The sequence below is a fragment of the Dyadobacter sp. CY351 genome (assembly GCF_021502625.1).
Classification (GTDB): domain Bacteria; phylum Bacteroidota; class Bacteroidia; order Cytophagales; family Spirosomataceae; genus Dyadobacter; species Dyadobacter chenhuakuii.
In genome coordinates this window covers 603,526-623,721 of record NZ_JAKFFU010000002.1, presented here as the reverse complement: position 1 = coordinate 623,721, position 20,196 = coordinate 603,526, and the positions used below count along the sequence as shown (strand labels likewise).

Genomic DNA, 20,196 nt, shown 5'->3' with positions numbered 1-20,196 from the left:
CCATTAGGCTTGTGTCGAAAAAATACATTTTAGCTATCCTGCTCGCTGCTGTCATTGCAGCAGCAGGATATTTTCTGTTCAAATATTCGAGAGGCTCGGCTGCTGCGTGGAAATTCATCCCGTCCAGCGCGCTTGTGGTCATCACCAGCGAACATCTTCAGGACTCTCTCTACGTCGCTACGGACGCCAATCTGGATGTGAAGCGACTTCCTCTGCTGGATGTTGCAAGCGACAACTTATCGCTCCTTAACCTTTTTACAAAAGACCAGAAAAAGTTAGGTAACTTCCTCAAAAACAAAGCCGTATCCTACTCCTACCATCCGCGCACAAGCACAGAATGGGGGGTGATCATGTACATTCCCATTGCTAATGAGGAAGAATCGAAATGGCTGAGCACGCCGCAGAATCCCAACATCCGCGCGTTGCACCATAACTTTCAGGATCATCGCATTACGGACATTATCGATGCCAATTCACGTCCGCTTTTTTCCTATCTTGTTGAAGATCATTATTTAATTGTAAGCTATTACGGCGATCTGATTGAGGATGCAGTCCGGGCTTCTTCTATTAACATTGAATCATTCAAGCTGAAATCACGCTTCTCCGATCTGAACGATTCGGACTATGGAACAAGCATTTATCTGCGAAATGATGCCTGGAAATCAGTTATTGCTGGTGACAATATCAATAGCAACTTTTACGAGTTCGGCCGGAATTTTCCGACATTCCAGGATTTTCACATTGAAGAAGCGAAGTCAAAAGGCGGTCTTTCATTGAAGTCGACCGGAACTGATGCACCGGATTATTACCTTACCAACATTATCAAGGACATTCCCGGTGCCCCGTTCAGCGGTCACAAGCACATATCTCAACAAACGTCATTTCTTTACAGATCGGGAGTTGTAGACCGGGCTGCATTTCAGAAGGAGTTTAAAAAATGGCATAAAAAATACAAGTCAGAATCGTGGAACAAGCTTGCTTACTACATTGGAAAGGAAAGCAATCAGCTCATCGATAACCTGGGTGCTGAGTTAATTTTATGTCAATTGGAAGAAAATAACAGCATTAGTGACGGCAAGATCTTGTTGGCTGAGTTTTCGAATTATGAAAAATTGCGGCCTGTGCTGCAAAAGCTGGCGCGCCTGGCAAATGAAGAAACCAATGTTTCCATTGACCAATATCAGGGTTACGACATTTACTCTGTGCCCATTCCAGAGCTGCCGTCTGGCCTCTACGGCCCGATGTTTACCGGTTTCCCGCGCAGTTACATCACTTACATTGCGCCTTATCTGGTGATCAGCAACAATTCCCAGGTTTTGCAGAATTACATTGTCGACTACGAAAATCAGATTACCTGGAAACAATCCCCTGAATATGACAGCATCCTTACTTCTGCGAAATCAGAAGCCCAGCTTTCGTTGATCGTCAATTTGCGTAAGGCGCAGACGCGTGCAGGCAATGGCGGGATTAAGAAATACAATGATTTGGTTACCAAGATGGAATCACTCGTATTTCAATGCAAATATGAGGACGGCGATGCATTTCCGGAAATCACACTTATTCCCAAAAAACGCCAGACCGCCAATAAAGTCCTGAACCGCACTTTCCTGAACATTGACATTGAATGGCCGGAAATTTTCGATTCCCAGTTGGCGGCTTTGCAGAACCCGATCGATGGAAGTTCGGAGATATTGCTGACCGACAAGCAAAATAACTTGCTAAGGACCAATAATTTACGAGAAGGAAAAACCGAAACCATTGCCAAGCTAAACGGGCCGATCATTACATCTGCCTATAAGGTCGATTTTCTTAACATTGGACGGCAACAGCGTATTTTTGCGACTAAGAGCACGGTTTACGCATTGGACGAAGATGATTCTACCACCGTCACAACATTTACTGGCTCGCTGCCTTCCGGCCAGGATATTGCTGCATTGTACGCGATTGACGGTGGTGATGACGGCAGTAACCGGTTTATTATAAAAAATACGGCGGAAGAGCTTTTCCTTTGGGAAAGCGTCACAAAGCCGATCAGGCGACTGAACCATTCCGTCCAGTTCGAGAACATTCAAAGTCCCGTTGTTGCATTGAACCAGATCGGGAATCGAGGGTTTATTGTAACGCAGAAAAACGGTAAGATTTTCCTCTTAAAGGAAAACGGCACGGTCAAGCAAGGTTTCCCGGTGGACATCCTGACGCGAACGGAAAGTGCATTTACGTGGACGCAGAATCCCGCAACCGGCCAGCCTGAACTTGTAGGGGTGAGTGTTTCCGGCGAGTTGATACGCATTAGTCTGGATGGCAAAATTACTTCCCGTAAGCAATTGCTAAGACCTGAACCCGGCTCGAAATTCAAGACATTATTTGACCGGAATTCGCTGGATTGGATCCTGATCCGGTCATTGAATTCTAAAACGGCGATCATCACGAAGGATGGAAACGATCTTTTTGAAATAAAGGACATTCTTCCAAATTCGATCATTCAATATCACTTTTTTGGCGTTGACAATCGCTTTATTACCATTAAGTCAGGAAGTTACACAACGGTTTTCGACATGACCGGCAAGCGGCTGGGCGACAAGGCTATCCCGTCCGAAATGCCTGCGCAGCTCACTTATCAGCCCGGATATTACAAATTGCTTATATTCAGCCGTTCGGAGAAAAAAATCCAGGTTTGGTCTATTAAGCTTCGTTAGCAGTTATGAAGTTTTTAAAATACGCGGTTTTATTTTTGGGATGCATTGTCTGGGCCACCGGGCTTAACCCTACCCTGTTAGCATTGGTTGGAAAATGCAGATTAATCACCGACGGTTATCAGTACGGTGACCTTTACCGCATGGCCAACCTGTCCGCATTCAAAGATCCGCGACAAGAATGCCCGGCATACACGCCCCCAGCCAGGAAAAACAATGCAAAAAAAGTGCATTTGTATATCGTAGGCGATAGTTTTACGGAAGCGCAACGCGTAGGAAAAAGTGATTTCGCGGTGGATCAATATGCATATGTGAAGTGGGCCGATGTGCTGCATGTGAAACTCGACACGTCGACGACCAACATTCTTTTGCTTGAATCCGTAGAACGCCATTTCAGACAGCATCTGGCAACACCCGTAACCTCCGTTGTGCCGGATTCAGCCACATTCACGCAACAGATCTCGTCATCCAAATTTATGCACAAACTGGATGCAGCATTCAACGGGAAACAAGCTCAGGACCGCTTTGAGGCTCTTTTGTTCCAAAATGAAGCTTTTTTGAAGGTTAAGGAATGGAAAGCCGATTTTACCTATCATCTTTTTCATCGTGTCAACACCAATGTTACCCTGATCGACAATGACCGTGCCGTGGTTTCACACATGGACACAGACACGCCCAACGTTACTTCTTCATTCTCCGAAGTCCGGAATTCGGAACTGGACTCGCTGGTGATGAATCTTGAATTGACAAAAAATGCTGCGCTAACAATGGGTTTTAACTTCGTTGCGCTAGCTATTATTCCCAACAAAGTTTCTGTTTTACAGCCTGACTACGGCGCTTATAATCAACTCATTGAGCGGGTTTACACCCATCCAAAGCTCCCGGTTCCCTACATTGACGTGCTTACCGATTTCCGCAAAATGGGAGCTGCTTCTTACCTGAAAGGCGATTCCCACTGGACTTGTGAAGCACAGAATTTGTGGCTCAACAAAGCCAATGCATTGATTAACACACTCGTTGGGCAGGAAAATATTTAAATGCCTGCCTGCTTATCTGCCGGGATTTTCTACATTTAAGTGAACAAATGTTACGTTCACGCTTTTAAAGATTGGATCGTATGTCAGAGAATCACCCGCGCAGCTCACGTTACAAAATTGAAAGACACTATTGCTGCTTTCTTGCCATTCTGATTCTGCTCGGTTCAGTTTCCGTAAAAGCGCAGAATAGCCAGCTCAAACCGGGCTTTGATAAAGAGGAATATTTGGAATTGCTCAGGATGCACGTTCTGTTATACGATTCCACAAAGGTTGACCCTTCAAAACCAAAATCTGCAATCACAAAACCGACCCATTTTACGAATGTATACAACTCTTCCGTGGTGGGCCTGGATAACAAATGGGGATTGTGGATCAGCAAAAAGCACCCTATTGCAGTGCTCAATGTCCGCGGGACGACAGTGAATCCTGTCGGTTGGTTAGAAAACTTTTATGCGGCCATGGTGCCGGCAAAAGGCGAGGTTAAGCTGGCGAATGACTACACATTTCAATATCATTTGGCCGACAATCCGGACGCGGCCGTTCATATCGGCTGGCTTGTCGGGATGGCTTTTTTAGCGAAAGATATTGTTCCAAAAATCGATTCCTGCTACAAATCAGGCATTAAAGAATTTCTGATTATGGGCCACAGCCAGGGAGGCGCCATCACTTTTCTGCTTACTTCTCATCTTTATCAATTACAAAAAGACAAAAAGCTGCCTGCCGATATCCGTTTCAAGAGTTATGCAAGCGCAAGCCCGAAAGTCGGAAACACTTATTATGCCTACGAATACGAGAGCTTGATTGACGGTGGCTGGGGGTATAATGTGGTAAATGCAGCAGATTGGGTGCCTGAGCTGCCTTTTTCCGTACAGACCCTGGATGATTTCAATGAAACCAATCCTTTTAAGAACATTGACCCGGTTATCAAAAAACAAAATCTACTAACCCGGTTTGCCCTGAAGCACGCTTACAAACAGATGAAAAACCCGAGTGTTAAGGCGCAGAAAAACTATCAGAAATACCTGGGAAATTATGCGTCAAAGTCCATCAAAAAGGCATTGCCGGAGTTTCAGCCGCCGGTTTATTTCAAAAGTGCCAATTACGTCCGCATAGGGCCTACAATTGCATTAATCCCGGATGCAGCATATTACAAGCAATTCCCAGATTCAGATACACAGGTTTTTATGCATCATTTGCCAGACCCGTATTTGTATTTAATGCAGAAATACAAACATTAATCTCAACAAGTTTCGATTCGAATATGCGTTTATTTTTTTACTCAATACTCTTCTCCTTTACATTATCAGCACAGGCCCAGTACACAACCCGATTTGAAAGCAGCGGCGGCAAACAAACGCCAACTTATGAAGAAGGGATTGCTTTTTACAAACTGCTGGCCAAGGACTTTTCGCAGATTCAGATCACTGAAAAAGGACTCACCGACAGCGGGTATCCGCTTCACCTGGTGTTATATTCCAAAAGCAAAACATTCGACATTAAAAAACTAAAATCGCAGCAAAAAGCCATTTTGCTGATTAATAACGCCATTCACCCGGGCGAGTCGGATGGTGTGGATGCGTCCATGATGCTGCTGCGCGACATAGCCGTTAATCCGGGGAAATTCCCTGAGCTGGACAATGTGATCATAGCCGTAATTCCATTTTACAACATTGGCGGTGCATTAAACAGGAACAGCACAACGCGCACGAACCAGGCAGGGCCGGAAGAATATGGTTTTCGGGGCAATGCCCGGAATTACGATCTGAACAGGGATTTTATCAAGAATGACACCAGAAATGCACGAAGCTTTGCGGCTATTTTCCATGAATTGGACCCCGATCTTTTTGCAGATACACACGTGAGCAATGGCGCTGATTATCAGTATGTAATGACATTGGATTATGCACAAAAAGACAAGCTTGGAGGTAAATTGGGCTATTTCAATGATAAGGTTTTCCTGCCTTATATGTATAAGCATTTGAAGGAATCAGGATTTGAGGCAACGCCTTATGTTAATTCCTGGGGCCAGACGCCGGACAAGGGTTTTGTGCAATTCCCGGACTGGCCTCGCTATTCAACAGGTTATGCTGCATTATTTCACACGATCGGCGTGATGACAGAAACGCATATGTTGAAGCCTTATGACAAGCGCGTTGCCGCAACTTACGCTTATTTGTTGGGCAACATTAAGTTCCTGGCAAGAAACCGCAGGGAGCTTCTTAAACTCCGGAAAGACACCAAAGAGGCTGTAAAAACGCAGGAGAAATTTGCTGTCTCCTGGGAAGTCAATAAAGTCAAAAACACCCAAATCGACTTTAAGGGCTTTGAACCTGAATACATTACCAGCAAGGTGAGCGGAGCGCAAAGGTTATCATACAACCGCTCCAAGCCATTTACCAAAAAAATCCCTTTTTACGACACTTACTCGCCATTAGACGAGGTTACCAAGCCCGTTGCATACATTATTCCGCAAGGATGGCACAACATTATCGACCTCATGAAGCTGAATGGTGTAGAAGTCAAGCAGTTAGAGAATGACGCTGAAATGGAAGTGGAGACTTACTATATCCAAGACCTGGAAACGCCCAAGCAGCCATTTGAGGGCCACTACTGGCATACGAGCGTGACTACGAAAACGGTTAATCAGCAGGTCAAATTCAAGAAAGGCGATTGGTATATTCCTGTAAACCAATGGACTAACCGTTACATTGTGGAAACGCTGGAACCGAAAGGTGTAGATTCTTTTTTCAAGTGGAATTTTTTTGACACGATCCTGCAATCCAAGGAACATTATTCCGCCTATGTGTTTGAAGATCTTGCCGCCGAACTGCTCGCCAAGGACGTCAGCCTGAGGATCAAGCTGGCAGATAGGCGTAAAAATGATCCTGAGTTTGCAAAAAGTGCCGCGGCGCAGCTGGACTTTATTTACGACAATTCGGCATACCGCGAAAAGGAATATATGCGCTATCCGGTATTCAGGCTGATGAAATGATGCTTATTAGAAACGCAGCCCCAGATTGAAATTGAATTCGCCGGTGATATTAATGCCGCCATTACTTATCTGCCGGTTGTCATTATAAGTCTCCCGGTCGATATACCGCGACCCTAAACCTGCGTTCAGGCCAATCTGAAAACGTTCTGTGATTTGGAAATTCACATAATTGTTGACGATAATGCCAAAACGAAAAATTTTTGTTTCGGTATTGTTGCCCGTATAGGTTCCTGTGTTAGGATCGTAATAACCGTTATTGCGGGACTGTTTTCCAAAGCCCGTAAAAACGCTCGGTCCGACGGCATAGGTAACCTTTCTTTGTCCGAAGGGATATATTTTCAAGCCAGGAGAAAAGTAAAACGACTCTGCCTGATCGCCATTTCCATCAAACGTATAGTTGAAACGGTCCGGAAAAATGATGGAAATAGGCAGTATGACGCCAAAATAGCCTTTTTCATCTGCCAGGATTTCATAGCTCAGCCCCAATCCTGGTCCGCTATCCAATGCTTTGAACGGTGAAAAGTTGATCAGATGTCTTCCAAAAAGATACGAGTTGCTCGCCGGTTGTGCGCGCCGCTTGCCCGGCAGATTTCTTTCATCAATGAAAACAGTTTGTCCGTTTCCAAACTCAATGCGGTTCAGCTCATTTTTTTTAATCACGAAACTGGCACTTCCGTCTTCCGAGCTGATTTTGTAAGAAACGCGGTCGATCCCAACTTCTGTAACCTTCCCGTCAATGGTCGAGCCGTTTTTCTTAACGAGAACATCCTGGCCGTTTGTAACTACGAATATCGCTGATAATAATACAGTTAGCGCGAAGGATCTGATCATAAAACAAATGAGTTGATGAATGTCAATCAAATTTAAACAATCCTGGATACTTTTGCGGAGTATATGGACTGAACGTTTAAAAATATACTACTGTTATACCCTTGGCTTACAAGGGCCTTTATATTATTCAGGCTGTTTTTATATTAATATAAAGGACAGCCATTTAAAAAAATCAAATGACATTTCAAGATTTAAAGCTCATTGAGCCTATTGCTAAGGCTCTTCAAGAAGAAGGATACACCACTCCCACCCCCATCCAAGCGAAAGCGATCCCCATTATCCTGGATCAGAAAGATTTACTAGGCTGCGCGCAAACAGGCACAGGAAAAACAGCAGCATTTGCTATTCCAATGCTTCAATTGCTTCATAATAATCCAGTTGGAAAATTCGAGAAAAGCAGAATCCGCGCATTAATTTTAACGCCAACACGTGAACTTGCGATCCAGATCGGTGAAAGTTTCGCCGCTTACGGTCGGCATACGGGTGTTAAGCATACAGTGATCTTTGGTGGAGTTGGTCAAAAACCACAAACGGATGCGCTTCAAAGGGGCGTAGACGTGCTTATAGCAACACCAGGACGTTTATTAGACCTTATTAATCAAGGCTTTATCAAGCTAAACCAGCTCGAATTCTTTGTTCTGGATGAGGCTGACAGGATGCTGGACATGGGTTTTGTTCATGATGTTAAAAAAGTGATCAAGCTGCTTCCCGCTAAAAGGCAATCGCTGTTTTTCTCAGCTACAATGCCACCAGCCATTGTAACATTAGCGAATACGATTTTAAGAAATCCGCTGAAAGTAGAAGTAACTCCGGTTTCCTCCACTGCGGACACCATTCGTCAGTCTGTTTTTTTTGTAGATAAATCTGATAAAAATTCGCTTTTACTACACATTTTGAGGGACGAATCCATTGCTACTGCATTGGTTTTCACCCGGACAAAGCATGGAGCAGATAAAGTTGTGAAGGTTTTGAGAAAAGCAGGCGTGAGCTCTGAGGCAATCCATGGAAACAAATCCCAGAATGCCCGCCAGAACGCTTTGAAAAACTTTAAAAGCCAGACCACCAGGGTTTTAGTAGCAACAGACATTGCTGCAAGGGGAATTGACGTGGATGACTTAACACACGTCATCAACTACGAGATCCCTAACATTCCTGAAACTTACGTGCATAGAATCGGCAGAACCGGTCGTGCAGGAGCGAAGGGAATTGCATTTTCATTCTGTGATCTGGATGAAAAAGTCTATCTGAAAGACATTCACAAATTGATCGCCAAAAATATCCCGGTTGTAAACGACCATCCGTACGCAACGGGCCGGTAACAATGACAAGGAATACTTACACCGACATTAACCTCCATGAGGCCAGGCAACTAGGAAAACAACCTGATGCTGTATTAGTTGATGTAAGGGAAACCTGGGAATTTGAAGAATTTAATGAAGGAGGAATTAATATTCCTTTGGCCGAGATCCGCGAAAGAAGAGCGGATCTCGTTCCATATAAGCGCATTATCGTAATTTGCACAAATGGTGTAAGAAGCAAAGTGGCTGCCATGGACTACTGCCGCGTGCCGGAGTGGCTCGATAAGCAGATTTTCCATGTCCACGGAGGGATTATTGAGTCCGAATAGATGGCCGGAGCTGAAATTTGCTAAGTCTTACAGGCTTGGCAAGTCCAAAACACCCTCAAAAACCCTAACCGCGGGCCCTATCAAATGAATGTTGTCAAATCCGGACTGCGTTTCTTCAAAATCAACTTTCAATGTCCCGCCAATTGTTTCAATGGTAATTGGCCCGTCAAAGCCTTTGCGTAAATGTGCCGATAATGCACATGCAGTTACACCGGTTCCGCAGGAGTAAGTTTCATCCTCAACGCCCCGTTCGTAGGTCCTGACGCTTAAATGATTGTCCTCGATCACTTCAATAAAATTCACATTCGTCCCGCCTTTCGGCCCATAAACCGAACCATAGCGAATTTCACTGCCGATATTCACAACATCCGTTTCTGACACATTATCCACATAAGTGACATAATGCGGTGAGCCGGTGTTCATGAAATCAAACTCTTCACGGCGCTCCACATTACTCACCGGCGACATTTTCAAGCTAATGACATCACCCGTAACCGTGGCCTCATGCAAACCATCGACAGCTATAAATGTTGTTGAATCCGTAAAAAGCCCTAAATCGTGCGCGAAGCGCACAACACAGCGTCCGCCATTGCCGCACATGCTGCCCTCGCCCCCATCCGCATTGAAGTACACCATTCTGAAATCGTAGCCCGGCTCATTCTGCAACAGGATCAGCCCATCGGAACCGATGCCGAACCTGCGGTGACAGATAGAAGCGATCAACTCTTTCGAAACCGGAAATGTTTTGCTTCGATCGTCAATCATCACAAAATCGTTTCCCGTTCCCTGATATTTAAAAAAAGCAATGTTCATATTATTAATGTTTCCGTCGGTTTAAACCGACGGGCATGGGGTCCATTTAAATTGACGGACAAATAAAACAATGGCCGCCGGTTTCAACCGGCGGACAATGGAAAAACAAAACCCTGCAAGAAATGATCGCTTGCAGGGTTTAAAATTTTTTGTCCGAAGGAAATTTATATTACTTCGATACTTTAAGCTCTTTAATACGAGCGGCTTTACCCTGACGGCCACGTAAGAAGAACAGACGTGCACGACGCACCTTACCGCGACGAATCAATTCGATTTTAGCGATACTTGGTGAAAGAATTGGGAAAACACGTTCTACGGCAATGCCGTTTGAGATTTTACGTACTGTGAAAGTTTCACCGCTTCCGCTAAGGTTACGACGTTGCATAACCGTGCCCTGGAATTGCTGAACACGCTCTTTGTTACCTTCACGGATCTTAACGTGTACGTTGATCGTGTCGCCTGAAGTAAATTCAGGATACTCGGATTTACGATTTTCAATCGTAGCTTCTACGAGTTTAATAAGTTCGCTCATGACGAATGCTTTTTTGGATTTAAAATGATAGCTTGCTTCCAGCGGATGAGGTGACGCCCCTTCATTCAAAACAGCTCTTGCGAAAACGAGTGCAAAGCTAATATTTTTTCTTTGTTTGTAAAAGCATTTACATGAAAATCCTAAATGTTGAACAGATTCGCGCACTGGATGCCTATACTATTAAAAATGAGCCGGTTTCATCCCTTGATTTAATGGAACGGGCTTCCAATGCCTTTGTCCGATGGTTTTGTAATCAATTTGTCAACACCCGCCCCGTTGCTATTTTTTGTGGCAAAGGAAATAATGGCGGGGACGGACTGGCGATTGCCCGGATTTTGAGCTCCAGCAGTTATGATGTTCAAGTTTACATCATCGAATACACAGACAAAGCTTCTCAGGATTTTCAAAGCAACTTAACACGTTTAAAGGATCATTTGCAACCCGTTAGTGTCACTGCTCAGGGTTCATTCCCAACATTGGCACCCAACGTGATTTGCATTGATGCCTTATTAGGATCCGGTTTATCAAGACCCGCCGAAGGGCTGTTGGCGCATATCATTGATTCTTTAAATGCACTTCCCAACAAGCTGGTTTCAGTCGACATTGCAAGCGGGTTGTATGCTGATAAAAGCAATCAAAAGGATGACCCGATAATAGAACCTGACTTCACCGTCTCATTTCAGCTGCCAAAGATTGCGTTTATGATGCCTCAAAACTCGAAATTTGTGGGTTCATGGCATTTGGTGGACATTGGTTTGAGTGAAGAATTTATCAAAAATGCAGAAACGCCTTACCATTATACAGATAAGCGCACAGCAGAAAAACTAATTAAGCCAAGGGACAAGTTTTCGCATAAAGGTACTTTTGGGCACGCATTGCTTATGGCAGGGAGTTACGGCAAAATGGGCGCTGCCGCCCTTTCGGGCAAGGCTTGTCTCAGGTCCGGCGTCGGTTTGCTGACCATGCACATTCCGTCCTGCGGATATGACATTATCCAGATTTCCATTCCCGAGGCAATGGCCATCACGGATCAGAATGCAAAACATTTAAGCGAAGTAACGGATCTCACCTCTTACTCAGCCATCGGCATCGGCCCGGGCGTTGGCAAAAATGCTACGACTGTTCAAGTCATAGAACAACTATTGAATAGCATCAATGCGGATGATATAAACGCCAGATTGATCATTGATGCGGATGCCTTGAATATTTTGTCAGAAAACCGGCACCTGCTGGATAAATTACCCGAAAACACTGTCCTAACCCCACATCCCAAAGAATTCCAGCGCCTGGCAGGAGAAAGCAAAGACGAATTTGAACGCTTACAAATCGGCATTGATTTTGCCAAAAAACACAAAGTAAATATCTGTCTGAAAGGCGCGAACACAGCCGTCATTCTTCCAAACGGCGAGGTGCATTTCAACTCCACCGGCAACCCCGGCATGGCCACAGGCGGCACCGGCGACGTGCTTACAGGGATAGTAACCAGTCTTTTAGCCCAAAAATATGAACCTGAGACAGCGGCAATTCTAGCAGTATACCAACACGGCCTGGCAGGTGACCGCGCCGCCGACCAACGAGGACAAAGCGCGCTGATCGCATCGGATTTGGTGGAGCATTTGGGTTGGTAAGCGCAAATGATTAAATTTGATACAATTGATTAAGCTATGCAATACTTAGAAAGAATAACCATCGAATCATCAATATGCCATGGGAAACCTTGTGTAAGGGGAATGCGATGGCCTGTGGAAGTCATTATCGATATGCTAGGTTCGGGAATGTCATTCGATGAAATTCTTGAAGATCATCCCGAATTAGAACGGGAAGATATTTTAGCCTGCCTGAGTTACGCGAAACTCCTGGTGTCCGGGCGCCTAATTAAGGACGCGGCCTGATGGATTTTCTTTGCGACGTTCACATTCCTATCAAACTGGCTAAACACCTGACAAGCTTAGGACATTCAGCGATTCATGTTAATCATTTGCCCTCGAAATGGAATTCAACTGACGCTGAAATATGCATCGTTGCAGACAAGCAAAATCTGATCGTCATCACAAAAGACGAAGATTTCAGAACTTCTTTTTTGCTACATAAAACTCCCAGAAAATTGGTCAGGATCATTCTAGGCAACATTTCCAATCAGTTGCTAGTAGAACTTCTTGAGAGAAATCTTCCTTTGATTGCTACATTAAATGAGGAAGATGGCTTCTTCCTCGAATTGGGCAGTTCGGCTGTTGTTTACAATTTATAAGCAATCCTTCAACTCAAAACCTGATAAACCACAAACGCCGATACATAAGCCAGCACCATTAAATAGGCTAGCTGGATCAACGGCCATTTCCAGCCGTGGGTTTCGCGTTGAACTACGGCGATGGTGCTCATACACATCATGGCGAAAACGTAGAATATAAGGAGTGAATAACAAACGGCTGGCGTGAACATGGCACCGCCGGTTTTGGGATTCTTTTCTTTAATCAACCGTTCCTTAACCGTCGGGACGTCCTCAAAATCACCGCTGATGCTGTAAATGGTTGCCATTGTTCCCACAAAAACTTCCCTTGCGGCAAATGAGGCGAGTAATGCAATGCCGATCTTCCAGTCATAACCCAAAGGCCTTATTGCCGGCTCGATGAAATGACCGAAATGGCCCGCGTAGGAATTTTCCAGGCGCGCGGACGAAATGGCTGCATTAACTTGTTCCTCAGAAGCTTGCGGCATGCTGGCAACAACTTTTTCCTCCGCCCGCTCCATTTTATCACCCGGGCCATATGTGGATAACACCCACAGAATGATCGAAATAGCCATGATCACTTTTCCTGCTTCCAGCACAAATGATTTCACGCTGTCATACATGGTAAATGCCACATGGCCCCAGCGCGGCAGCTTATAAGAAGGCATTTCCAGCATGAAATAGCCGGGTTCTTTTCTGGGAATGAACAATGACAAAATCCACGCAGTCGCCAGCGCACCTGCAAGACCGAGGAAATACAATCCGAACAAAACCAAGCCTTGTATATTGAGGAAGCCAAGCACTTTTGTAGGCGGCACAACCAAGGCAATAAGAATGGTGTAAATGGGCAAACGGGCCGAACAGCTCATCAATGGTGTTACCAAAATCGTCAGTAAACGTTCATAACGGCTGCTAATGCTCCTGGTTGTCATGATCGCAGGCACCGCGCAGGCCACGCCTGAGATCAGAGGGACTACGCTCCGGCCATTCAGACCAAATTTGCGCATGAGTTTATCCATAATCACCATTACACGCGCCATATAACCCGATTCTTCGAGAATTGAAACGAGCGCGAAGAGAATGGCAATCGGTGGAATGAATACCAGAATTCCTCCCAGTCCGGCCATGATGCCGTCGGTAAGGAGATCATTTAAAAATCCTTCGGGCAGAACTGCTTTTGTCCATTCAATAGTGGCCGCAATTCCCGCATCCAGCAAATCGCTGGGATAAGTTGCCCATGAAAAAATGGCTTGGAAAACCAGGATCAGGACGGCAGCGAATGTAACATATCCCCAAAACGGGTGCATCAGAATGCTGTCCAGCTTTCGCGTCCAGTAAGGTTGCTCGGTTACACCTGCTGACTTAACTGATTTAGAAATTATCGGCTTTATTTTCTCATAGCGCGCAACGGTTTCAGCTGCCAGAAAGCCGTTTTCATCAAACTCGTGCTTTTCAATCAGTTTATCCAGCGCAACCCTTGCCGGCGTTTCCAAAAATGAGAAATTATCATGCTGACAAACATACTGCAACGCAACGTAATCATTATCAAGGCTATACATACGCCTGACATCCGCAATCAAATCGATCTCGTTGTCTTTGGGCTCATAGAAATAGGCAAGTTCCGGTTTTTCAACCCGATCCGCCATTTGCCGCACCGCATCTTTTAACGCATTCAATCCTTCACCTGTGCGCGCATTGATGCGCACGACCGGCACATTCAGTTTCATAGCAAGCTGCACGGCATTAACCGTCAGGTTCATACTCGTAGCCACATCAAGCATATTAAGTGCCAGGACGCACGGCAGGCCAAGATCGCTTATTTCAGTAAAAAGGAGCAGGTTCCTTTGAAGATTCGACGCATCGACAACTACGATAACGACATCCGGGAAGTCAGGGTGGGCAGGGTTAGCGAGAATGTCCATTACGACAACCTCGTCCCTTGATTTGGGATAAATACTATATGTGCCCGGAAGATCTACAACGATGGCAGCAGCATCGGGCTGGCCCGACTGGCCGGGAAGCTTGAATGTTCCGGATTTTTTTTCAACGGTAACGCCCGGAAAATTCCCGGTCTTTTGGCGTAAACCGGTTAATGCATTAAATAATGTAGACTTGCCGGCATTGGGGTTACCAACCAGCGCAACTTTTATATTCCCTTGTTTCAATGGAGAGGCTTATAATCGGAACGTATCGCTTATTCAAGCACAATCACGGCCGCCTCGTTCAACCTGAGCGAAAGGCAATAGGAACCGCCAACATTAATACAGATCGGATCACCAAAAGGCGCAACTGCATCCAGACGCACTTCGCACCCGGGCAGGCAGCCCATTTCAAGTAATTTCAACGACATTGCCCGATCCGTAAAAGATTTTATGACCCCCTTTTCGCCCTTTCGAAGATGACTGACCGTACGAGCTGACATACACTCCTTATTTAGATTCATTTTATTTAAAGTGCAAATAAAGCACTATCACACCGTAATTCAAACATAACTTTTGCAATTGTGCTCCCACCCATACAAATCATGGAAAATCATGACCGTTTTATTATTTCCCTCAGGCTTTATGTAGTACTTTTGCAGCGCAAAGAGTAAATGAGCAGCGGAATTTTGAACGAGATTAAAACCCTTATCTGGAAAGAAGTTACACTCGAATGGCGTCAAAAGTATGCGCTGAGCGGCATGTTACTTTACGTGATCAGCACCGTTTTCGTTTGCTATCTGAGCTTTAATCTCAGAAGAAATCAACTCACTCCTATTGTCTGGAACACACTATTCTGGATCATCATTCTGTTCACTGCGGTAAATGCGATCGCCAAAAGTTTCTCTCAGGAGCGCTATGGCCGGTTGCTTTATTATTACAGCCTTTGCAGTCCGCAGGCGATCATTATTTCAAAAATAATTTACAATTCGCTGATAATGTTATTATTATCCGGAATGGGGTTTGTATTTTATTCGTTTGTAATGGGCAATGCAATCGGTGATATGGGGCTTTTTATCCTGTGCCTTTTTTTGGCCGCCATCGGTTTTGCATCCGTGCTTACCCTTGTGGCAGGGATTGCCTCCAAAGCGGATAACAGCGCAACATTAATGGCTGTTCTTAGCTTCCCGATCATATTACCCATGCTCCTGATGACGATCAAGCTGGCCAAGAATGCCATGGATGGCTTGGACTGGTCGGTCAGTACGGACGAAATCAGCACACTGTTATCAATTGATCTCATAGTAATTACGCTCAGTTATCTGCTTTTTCCTTATCTGTGGAGAAGTTGATTCAGACTGGCGAGTAAGCATTAAAGTAAAGAGTAAAATGAGAAAGATCTGGTGGAAAATCCTCTGCATAGTAATCATATTCTATGTCATTGTTATGGGTCTGATGGGCCCTGTTCCGCACCTTGCCATCATCAATGAGAGCATTCGTAACACTTATTTTCACGTAGCGCTCTGGCTGGCAATGACCACGCTGCTGTTCGTGTCCATGATTTTTTCAATCCGTTATTTGAATAAGGGAAGCATCGGCGACGACGACATTGCGAGTGAACTGGCCAAGTCCGCTATATTCTTCGGAATTTTAGGCTGCCTCACCGGCTCCGTTTGGGCCAATTATACCTGGGGCGATCCCTGGCCGAATGACCCGAAACTGAATGGTGCGGCAGTTGGCATCCTGATCTATCTCGCTTATCTGCTGCTGAGAAGCTCTTTTGAAGACGAGCAGCGAAAAGCGCGCATTTCTTCGGTTTACAACATTTTTGCATTCGCTGTTTTTATTCCAATCATTTACATCCTGCCCCGGCTGACAGATTCTTTGCATCCGGGCAGCGGCGGAAACAGTACATTCGGCTCCTACGATTTCAACAGCGATATCCGTAAAGTATTCTATCCTGCTATCATCGGTTACATTCTGCTGGGATTATGGCTGGCCGAACTTCGGATCCGGATTAAAGTAATCAACCGCGTCAGGGACGAAGCATTGATAACTTCTGACAAAATAGCCTGAACACGCACTAAGTTTGAACGATCACAAACATTTTAAATCAAATTTTCGTTAAGAATTTAGACCGTTACCCATATAATGAAAAAAGTCTCCCTCTTACTACTCACCTTATTTTTGATCTCAGGAAACTTGTTTGCACAAGCTGTTGATAATGGCGTGCCTATGGCCGACAAACTCCGGGAAGACGGTAAGATCTGGGTTGTTGTAGCTGTGATTGCTGTGATTTTCGCAGGGATCGCGATCAATATGCTTCGGATAGATTCCAAAGTAAGCAAAATCGAAAAAGAATTAAATATCAAGTAAACTTTCATGAAAAAGATACAAATATTCGGTTTGATCATCATTGCTGTGGCTATTGGCATTATTGTCTCAACAGCCGGTGATGCGAGCACATATGTGGATTTTACAAAGGCCAAAGAGATGGCACAGGACGGTGATGCAGAAAGCATTCACGTTGTGGGTACACTCAAAAAAGATGCATCAGGCCATATTATCGGCATGGAATACCAGCCTCAGGTTGATCCCAACTATTTTGCCTTCACATTGATCGACAACAACCAGGTCGAGCAAAGGGTCGTTTACAAGAACTCAAAACCGCAGGATTTCGATAAATCGGAGCAGGTTGTGGTGGTAGGTAAAATGAAAGACGGCGCTTTCACTGCGGAGAAAATCCTGATGAAGTGCCCGTCGAAATACGAGAACGGCAAAATGGAAACGACTGAACATACAGCAGAACAATCATGATTCACAGCACAATCGGAAGTGCAGGTCACCTGCTGGTAATAATTGCATTTGTAACAGCCCTGGTTGCCACATTCGCCTATTTCAAGGCTAGCACGGCTGGCATCACCATTGACGATGCCAAAACCTGGAAAAAATTCGGACGCGCCGTTTTTTATGCGCACGTTGCTGCCGTTATAGGCGTGGTTTTCTCCCTTTACTGGATCATCGGAAACCATTATTTTGAATATCACTACGCTTGGAAAAACTCCTCGCTGTCCCTGCCAACAGGCTACACAATTTCCAGTTTCTGGCAGGATCAGGAAGGAAGTTTCTTGTTGTGGATCTTCTGGAATGTTGTTTTGGGTTGTGTTTTAATCTTCACTAACCGCTCCTGGGAAGCACCTGTAATGACCGTTTTTGCATTGGTGCAGGCGTTTTTGACTTCCATGATTTTAGGTGTTGTCATTCCTGGCTTGGATCTTAAAATCGGTTCTACACCATTCCTGTTATTAAAAGAAGTAATGCCGGATCTGCCTGTTTACCAGATGGATGCGAATTTTATTCCAAAAGACGGAAACGGTTTGAACCCGCTTTTGCAAAACTATTGGATGGTAATCCACCCTCCTACCCTGTTCCTGGGTTTTGCTACAACATTGATTCCTTTCTCGTTTGCCATTGCAGGCCTTTGGACCAAAAAAATCCAGGAATGGATCCGTCCGGCTTTGCCCTGGGCATTGTTTTCTGCCATGATCCTTTGCATAGGCATCCTTATGGGCGCTTACTGGGCCTACGAAACGCTTAACTTCGGCGGTTACTGGAACTGGGATCCTGTTGAAAATTCATCTATCGTGCCCTGGTTAATCCTGGTGGCCGCGGTGCATACAATGATCATTGGACGCAAGAATGCGACAGCTCTTAAAACGTCCTTCATTCTTACCATTGCCACATTTATCCTGATCCTTTACTCCACTTTCATGACGCGAAGCGGGGTCTTGGGAAATGCTTCTGTTCACTCATTTACGGATTTGGGTCTTTCCGGACAGCTTCTGATTTACTTGCTGACATTCACAATCGTCGCAATCGGCTTGCTGATTTATCGCTGGAAAGACTTGCCAAGTGACGAAGAAGAAGTTTCCACCTACTCTCAGGAATTCTGGATTTTTATTGGTGCAACATTGCTTTGTTTGTCCGGTTTCCAAATCCTTGCAACGACCTCCATCCCAGTTTATAACAAAATCGCCGAAGCATTCGGAACGGTTTTGAACATGGCGCTTCCTGCCGATCAGATCGGACATTATAACAAATTCCAGCTTTGGTTCTTCTCACTGATCGTCATTCTGACGGGTGTAGGACAGTTTTTCTGGTGGAAAAGAACGGGTAAGGACAAATTGCAAGCGCTTTACAATCCGTTACTGATCTCACTGATTATCAGTGCTGCGATCATCACTATTCAAGGTGTTAAGGAAATCCAATACATTGTTTTGCTGACATCAGCAGTCTTTGCGATCGTTGCAAACGGGACGATTTTGATCAACATTATCCGTGGCAATTACAATCTGTCAGGCGGAGCGATCACGCATATTGGTGTGGCCTTAATGCTGATCGGGATCCTGTTTTCTTCGGCTTATACCAAAGTCGTTTCGATCAACAATTCGGGTTTGATGATTTCCCGGAGCGAAGAATTTACCAATAACGACAATAAGGAAAATAAGGAGAACATTACCCTGTGGCTTAATAAGCCCGAGAAAATGGGCGACTATATGCTTACCTGGCGCGACGTGCGCGTTGAGCCGCGTAAGATTCCTGGTTACATTCCTAAGAGCTGGGTCGATATCATCGAGGGTGATTTCCATGCAGTTGCTTTACGCGACATTGTTGTGGACGGGAAAAAGTATAATGTCAAAGGCGATACAATCGAGCTTTTCCCTGAAAATTTCTATTACGAAATCGAATACAGGGAGCCGTCAGGACGTATTTTTAGCTTGTTCCCAAGGGTGCAGATCAACCCGAGAATGGGTGGAATTGTTTCATCACCCGACATTCAGCGGAAGGTTGACAAAGACCTTTATACCCACGTAAACATGGTGACCAATCCAACTGCAGAGCCGGTTTGGAGCCAGACGGAGAACTTTACGATCAGCATGCGCGACACATTCTTTGTGAACGATTACGTCGCGATCCTGGATAACGTGGTGCGTACGGAGCAGGTTGAAGGCGTTAAGCTCGGCGATGGTGATGCTGCCGTGAAAGCCGTGATCCGGGTGCTGGATAAGGACAAAGAATACGTGGTAACACCATCATTCGTGATCCGTGATCGCATGGTGGCACGCAAGCCTGAGGTAAATAACGATTTGGGCATGCGCATTCAGTTCCAGGAGATCAATCCACAAACAGGACAATTCTCCTTCGCTGTTAATACCACTCAGCGCGACTTTATTGTGATGAAAGCCATTGAAAAGCCGTTAATTAACATTCTCTGGCTAGGAACATTTGTGCTGGTGATCGGCTTCATTATGGCTACGATCAGACGTTTCAAAGACTTTATCAAAATGCGGGATAAGGAAAATCAGTCTGCCGATAAGAAACCTAAAATTAAGGTGCAGCCTGTCTAGCGATTCTGGACCATTTAAAAGGGTGCGTTTGCTAAGCGAACGCACCCTTTTTATTTGTAATAACTCAAAGTTTCACGCGCAAAAGCAGCGTGCTAAATAATGAGCATGTAAGTTTTG

19 protein-coding genes are annotated in these 20,196 nt (G+C 45.0%); 14 read left to right on the top strand and 5 right to left on the bottom strand.

Annotation, left to right across the window (positions count from 1 at the left end):
• Window positions 1–11 precede the first annotated feature (11 nt).
• The 4 genes from L0660_RS04670 (at window position 12) to L0660_RS04655 (ending at window position 6,722) form a co-directional block, all read left to right on the top strand.
• A complete protein-coding gene (locus L0660_RS04670; protein WP_235158364.1) occupies window positions 12–2,696 on the top strand; it encodes a DUF3352 domain-containing protein in 2,685 nt (894 codons plus the stop codon).
• A gap of 5 nt (window positions 2,697–2,701) precedes the next feature.
• On the top strand, window positions 2,702–3,730 hold the full coding sequence (locus L0660_RS04665) for a hypothetical protein (RefSeq protein ID WP_235158363.1): 1,029 nt from the start codon (window positions 2,702–2,704) through the stop codon (window positions 3,728–3,730).
• 80 nt (window positions 3,731–3,810) lie between these two features.
• Window positions 3,811–4,968, top strand: a complete 1,158-nt coding sequence (locus L0660_RS04660) for a lipase family protein (protein ID WP_235158362.1) — start codon at window positions 3,811–3,813, stop codon at window positions 4,966–4,968.
• A 23-nt stretch (window positions 4,969–4,991) separates the two neighbouring features.
• Window positions 4,992–6,722: a M14 family metallopeptidase gene (locus tag L0660_RS04655; protein ID WP_235158361.1), complete on the top strand. Its 1,731-nt coding sequence runs from the start codon at window positions 4,992–4,994 to the stop codon at window positions 6,720–6,722.
• 6 nt (window positions 6,723–6,728) lie between these two features.
• Here L0660_RS04655 and L0660_RS04650 read toward each other — a convergent pair whose 3' ends face one another.
• The gene (locus tag L0660_RS04650) at window positions 6,729–7,553 is read right to left on the bottom strand and encodes a hypothetical protein (RefSeq protein WP_235158360.1); all 825 of its coding nucleotides are present in this window, start codon (window positions 7,551–7,553) and stop codon (window positions 6,729–6,731) included.
• A gap of 176 nt (window positions 7,554–7,729) precedes the next feature.
• Between L0660_RS04650 and L0660_RS04645 the strand changes: the two genes are divergently transcribed.
• Both L0660_RS04645 and L0660_RS04640 read left to right on the top strand, forming a co-directional pair.
• Window positions 7,730–8,872: a DEAD/DEAH box helicase gene (locus L0660_RS04645; protein WP_026630936.1), complete on the top strand. Its 1,143-nt coding sequence runs from the start codon at window positions 7,730–7,732 to the stop codon at window positions 8,870–8,872.
• Window positions 8,873–8,874: 2 nt separating this feature from the next.
• Window positions 8,875–9,180, top strand: a complete 306-nt coding sequence (locus L0660_RS04640; protein WP_235158359.1) for a rhodanese-like domain-containing protein — start codon at window positions 8,875–8,877, stop codon at window positions 9,178–9,180.
• 27 nt (window positions 9,181–9,207) lie between these two features.
• Here L0660_RS04640 and dapF read toward each other — a convergent pair whose 3' ends face one another.
• Complete coding sequence (gene dapF / locus L0660_RS04635; protein WP_235158358.1) at window positions 9,208–9,993, bottom strand: diaminopimelate epimerase; 786 nt, start codon at window positions 9,991–9,993, stop codon at window positions 9,208–9,210.
• A gap of 169 nt (window positions 9,994–10,162) precedes the next feature.
• Entirely contained in the window at window positions 10,163–10,525 is a 363-nt protein-coding gene (gene rplS / locus L0660_RS04630; RefSeq protein ID WP_233796335.1) for a 50S ribosomal protein L19, read from the bottom strand.
• Between the two features lie 131 nt (window positions 10,526–10,656).
• On the opposite strand from rplS, the gene L0660_RS04625 reads away from it, so the two are divergent.
• Genes L0660_RS04625 through L0660_RS04615 form a run of 3 tightly spaced genes read left to right on the top strand, consistent with a single transcriptional unit; the run spans window position 10,657 to window position 12,773 of the window.
• Window positions 10,657–12,153 carry an NAD(P)H-hydrate dehydratase gene (locus L0660_RS04625; RefSeq protein WP_235158357.1) on the top strand — a complete coding sequence of 499 codons (1,497 nt, stop codon included), beginning with the start codon at window positions 10,657–10,659 and terminating at the stop codon, window positions 12,151–12,153.
• Between the two features lie 36 nt (window positions 12,154–12,189).
• A complete protein-coding gene (locus tag L0660_RS04620) occupies window positions 12,190–12,417 on the top strand; it encodes a DUF433 domain-containing protein (protein WP_235158356.1) in 228 nt (75 codons plus the stop codon).
• Window positions 12,417–12,773, top strand: a complete 357-nt coding sequence (locus L0660_RS04615) for a DUF5615 family PIN-like protein (protein ID WP_235158355.1) — start codon at window positions 12,417–12,419, stop codon at window positions 12,771–12,773. The genes L0660_RS04620 and L0660_RS04615 overlap by 1 nt, the downstream gene beginning before the upstream one ends.
• Window positions 12,774–12,781: 8 nt before the next feature.
• Here L0660_RS04615 and feoB read toward each other — a convergent pair whose 3' ends face one another.
• Both feoB and L0660_RS04605 read right to left on the bottom strand, forming a co-directional pair.
• Window positions 12,782–14,917: a ferrous iron transport protein B gene (feoB, locus tag L0660_RS04610; protein WP_235158354.1), complete on the bottom strand. Its 2,136-nt coding sequence runs from the start codon at window positions 14,915–14,917 to the stop codon at window positions 12,782–12,784.
• A gap of 29 nt (window positions 14,918–14,946) precedes the next feature.
• The gene (locus tag L0660_RS04605) at window positions 14,947–15,174 is read right to left on the bottom strand and encodes a FeoA family protein (RefSeq protein WP_026630930.1); all 228 of its coding nucleotides are present in this window, start codon (window positions 15,172–15,174) and stop codon (window positions 14,947–14,949) included.
• Window positions 15,175–15,345: 171 nt separating this feature from the next.
• Between L0660_RS04605 and L0660_RS04600 the strand changes: the two genes are divergently transcribed.
• The 5 genes from L0660_RS04600 to ccsA (L0660_RS04580) all read left to right on the top strand — a co-directional run bounded on the left by L0660_RS04600 (window position 15,346) and on the right by ccsA (L0660_RS04580) (window position 20,079).
• A complete protein-coding gene (locus L0660_RS04600) occupies window positions 15,346–16,023 on the top strand; it encodes a heme exporter protein CcmB (protein WP_233795774.1) in 678 nt (225 codons plus the stop codon).
• 37 nt (window positions 16,024–16,060) lie between these two features.
• The gene (gene ccsA, locus L0660_RS04595; protein ID WP_235158353.1) at window positions 16,061–16,747 is read left to right on the top strand and encodes a cytochrome c biogenesis protein CcsA; all 687 of its coding nucleotides are present in this window, start codon (window positions 16,061–16,063) and stop codon (window positions 16,745–16,747) included.
• A 75-nt stretch (window positions 16,748–16,822) separates the two neighbouring features.
• On the top strand, window positions 16,823–17,047 hold the full coding sequence (locus L0660_RS04590) for a CcmD family protein (RefSeq protein WP_026630927.1): 225 nt from the start codon (window positions 16,823–16,825) through the stop codon (window positions 17,045–17,047).
• 6 nt (window positions 17,048–17,053) lie between these two features.
• The gene (locus L0660_RS04585) at window positions 17,054–17,488 is read left to right on the top strand and encodes a cytochrome c maturation protein CcmE (protein WP_233795772.1); all 435 of its coding nucleotides are present in this window, start codon (window positions 17,054–17,056) and stop codon (window positions 17,486–17,488) included.
• A complete protein-coding gene (ccsA, locus tag L0660_RS04580) occupies window positions 17,485–20,079 on the top strand; it encodes a cytochrome c biogenesis protein CcsA (protein WP_235158352.1) in 2,595 nt (864 codons plus the stop codon). The genes L0660_RS04585 and ccsA (L0660_RS04580) overlap by 4 nt, the downstream gene beginning before the upstream one ends.
• The last annotated feature ends 117 nt before the right edge of the window (window positions 20,080–20,196 follow it).

Bases quoted from the DNA above. Each gene is read 5' to 3' on its own strand.
- L0660_RS04665 (WP_235158363.1), top strand. From the start codon at position 2,702: ATGAAGTTTTTAAAATACGCGGTTTTATTTTTGGGATGCATTGTCTGG.
- L0660_RS04660 (WP_235158362.1), top strand. From the start codon at position 3,811: ATGTCAGAGAATCACCCGCGCAGCTCACGTTACAAAATTGAAAGACAC.
- L0660_RS04655 (WP_235158361.1), top strand. From the start codon at position 4,992: ATGCGTTTATTTTTTTACTCAATACTCTTCTCCTTTACATTATCAGCA.
- L0660_RS04650 (WP_235158360.1), bottom strand. From the start codon at position 7,553: ATGATCAGATCCTTCGCGCTAACTGTATTATTATCAGCGATATTCGTA.
- L0660_RS04645 (WP_026630936.1), top strand. From the start codon at position 7,730: ATGACATTTCAAGATTTAAAGCTCATTGAGCCTATTGCTAAGGCTCTT.
- L0660_RS04640 (WP_235158359.1), top strand. From the start codon at position 8,875: ATGACAAGGAATACTTACACCGACATTAACCTCCATGAGGCCAGGCAA.
- dapF (WP_235158358.1), bottom strand. From the start codon at position 9,993: ATGAACATTGCTTTTTTTAAATATCAGGGAACGGGAAACGATTTTGTG.
- rplS (WP_233796335.1), bottom strand. From the start codon at position 10,525: ATGAGCGAACTTATTAAACTCGTAGAAGCTACGATTGAAAATCGTAAA.
- L0660_RS04625 (WP_235158357.1), top strand. From the start codon at position 10,657: ATGAAAATCCTAAATGTTGAACAGATTCGCGCACTGGATGCCTATACT.
- L0660_RS04620 (WP_235158356.1), top strand. From the start codon at position 12,190: ATGCAATACTTAGAAAGAATAACCATCGAATCATCAATATGCCATGGG.
- L0660_RS04615 (WP_235158355.1), top strand. From the start codon at position 12,417: ATGGATTTTCTTTGCGACGTTCACATTCCTATCAAACTGGCTAAACAC.
- L0660_RS04605 (WP_026630930.1), bottom strand. From the start codon at position 15,174: ATGTCAGCTCGTACGGTCAGTCATCTTCGAAAGGGCGAAAAGGGGGTC.
- L0660_RS04600 (WP_233795774.1), top strand. From the start codon at position 15,346: ATGAGCAGCGGAATTTTGAACGAGATTAAAACCCTTATCTGGAAAGAA.
- ccsA (WP_235158353.1), top strand. From the start codon at position 16,061: ATGAGAAAGATCTGGTGGAAAATCCTCTGCATAGTAATCATATTCTAT.
- L0660_RS04590 (WP_026630927.1), top strand. From the start codon at position 16,823: ATGAAAAAAGTCTCCCTCTTACTACTCACCTTATTTTTGATCTCAGGA.
- L0660_RS04585 (WP_233795772.1), top strand. From the start codon at position 17,054: ATGAAAAAGATACAAATATTCGGTTTGATCATCATTGCTGTGGCTATT.
- ccsA (WP_235158352.1), top strand. From the start codon at position 17,485: ATGATTCACAGCACAATCGGAAGTGCAGGTCACCTGCTGGTAATAATT.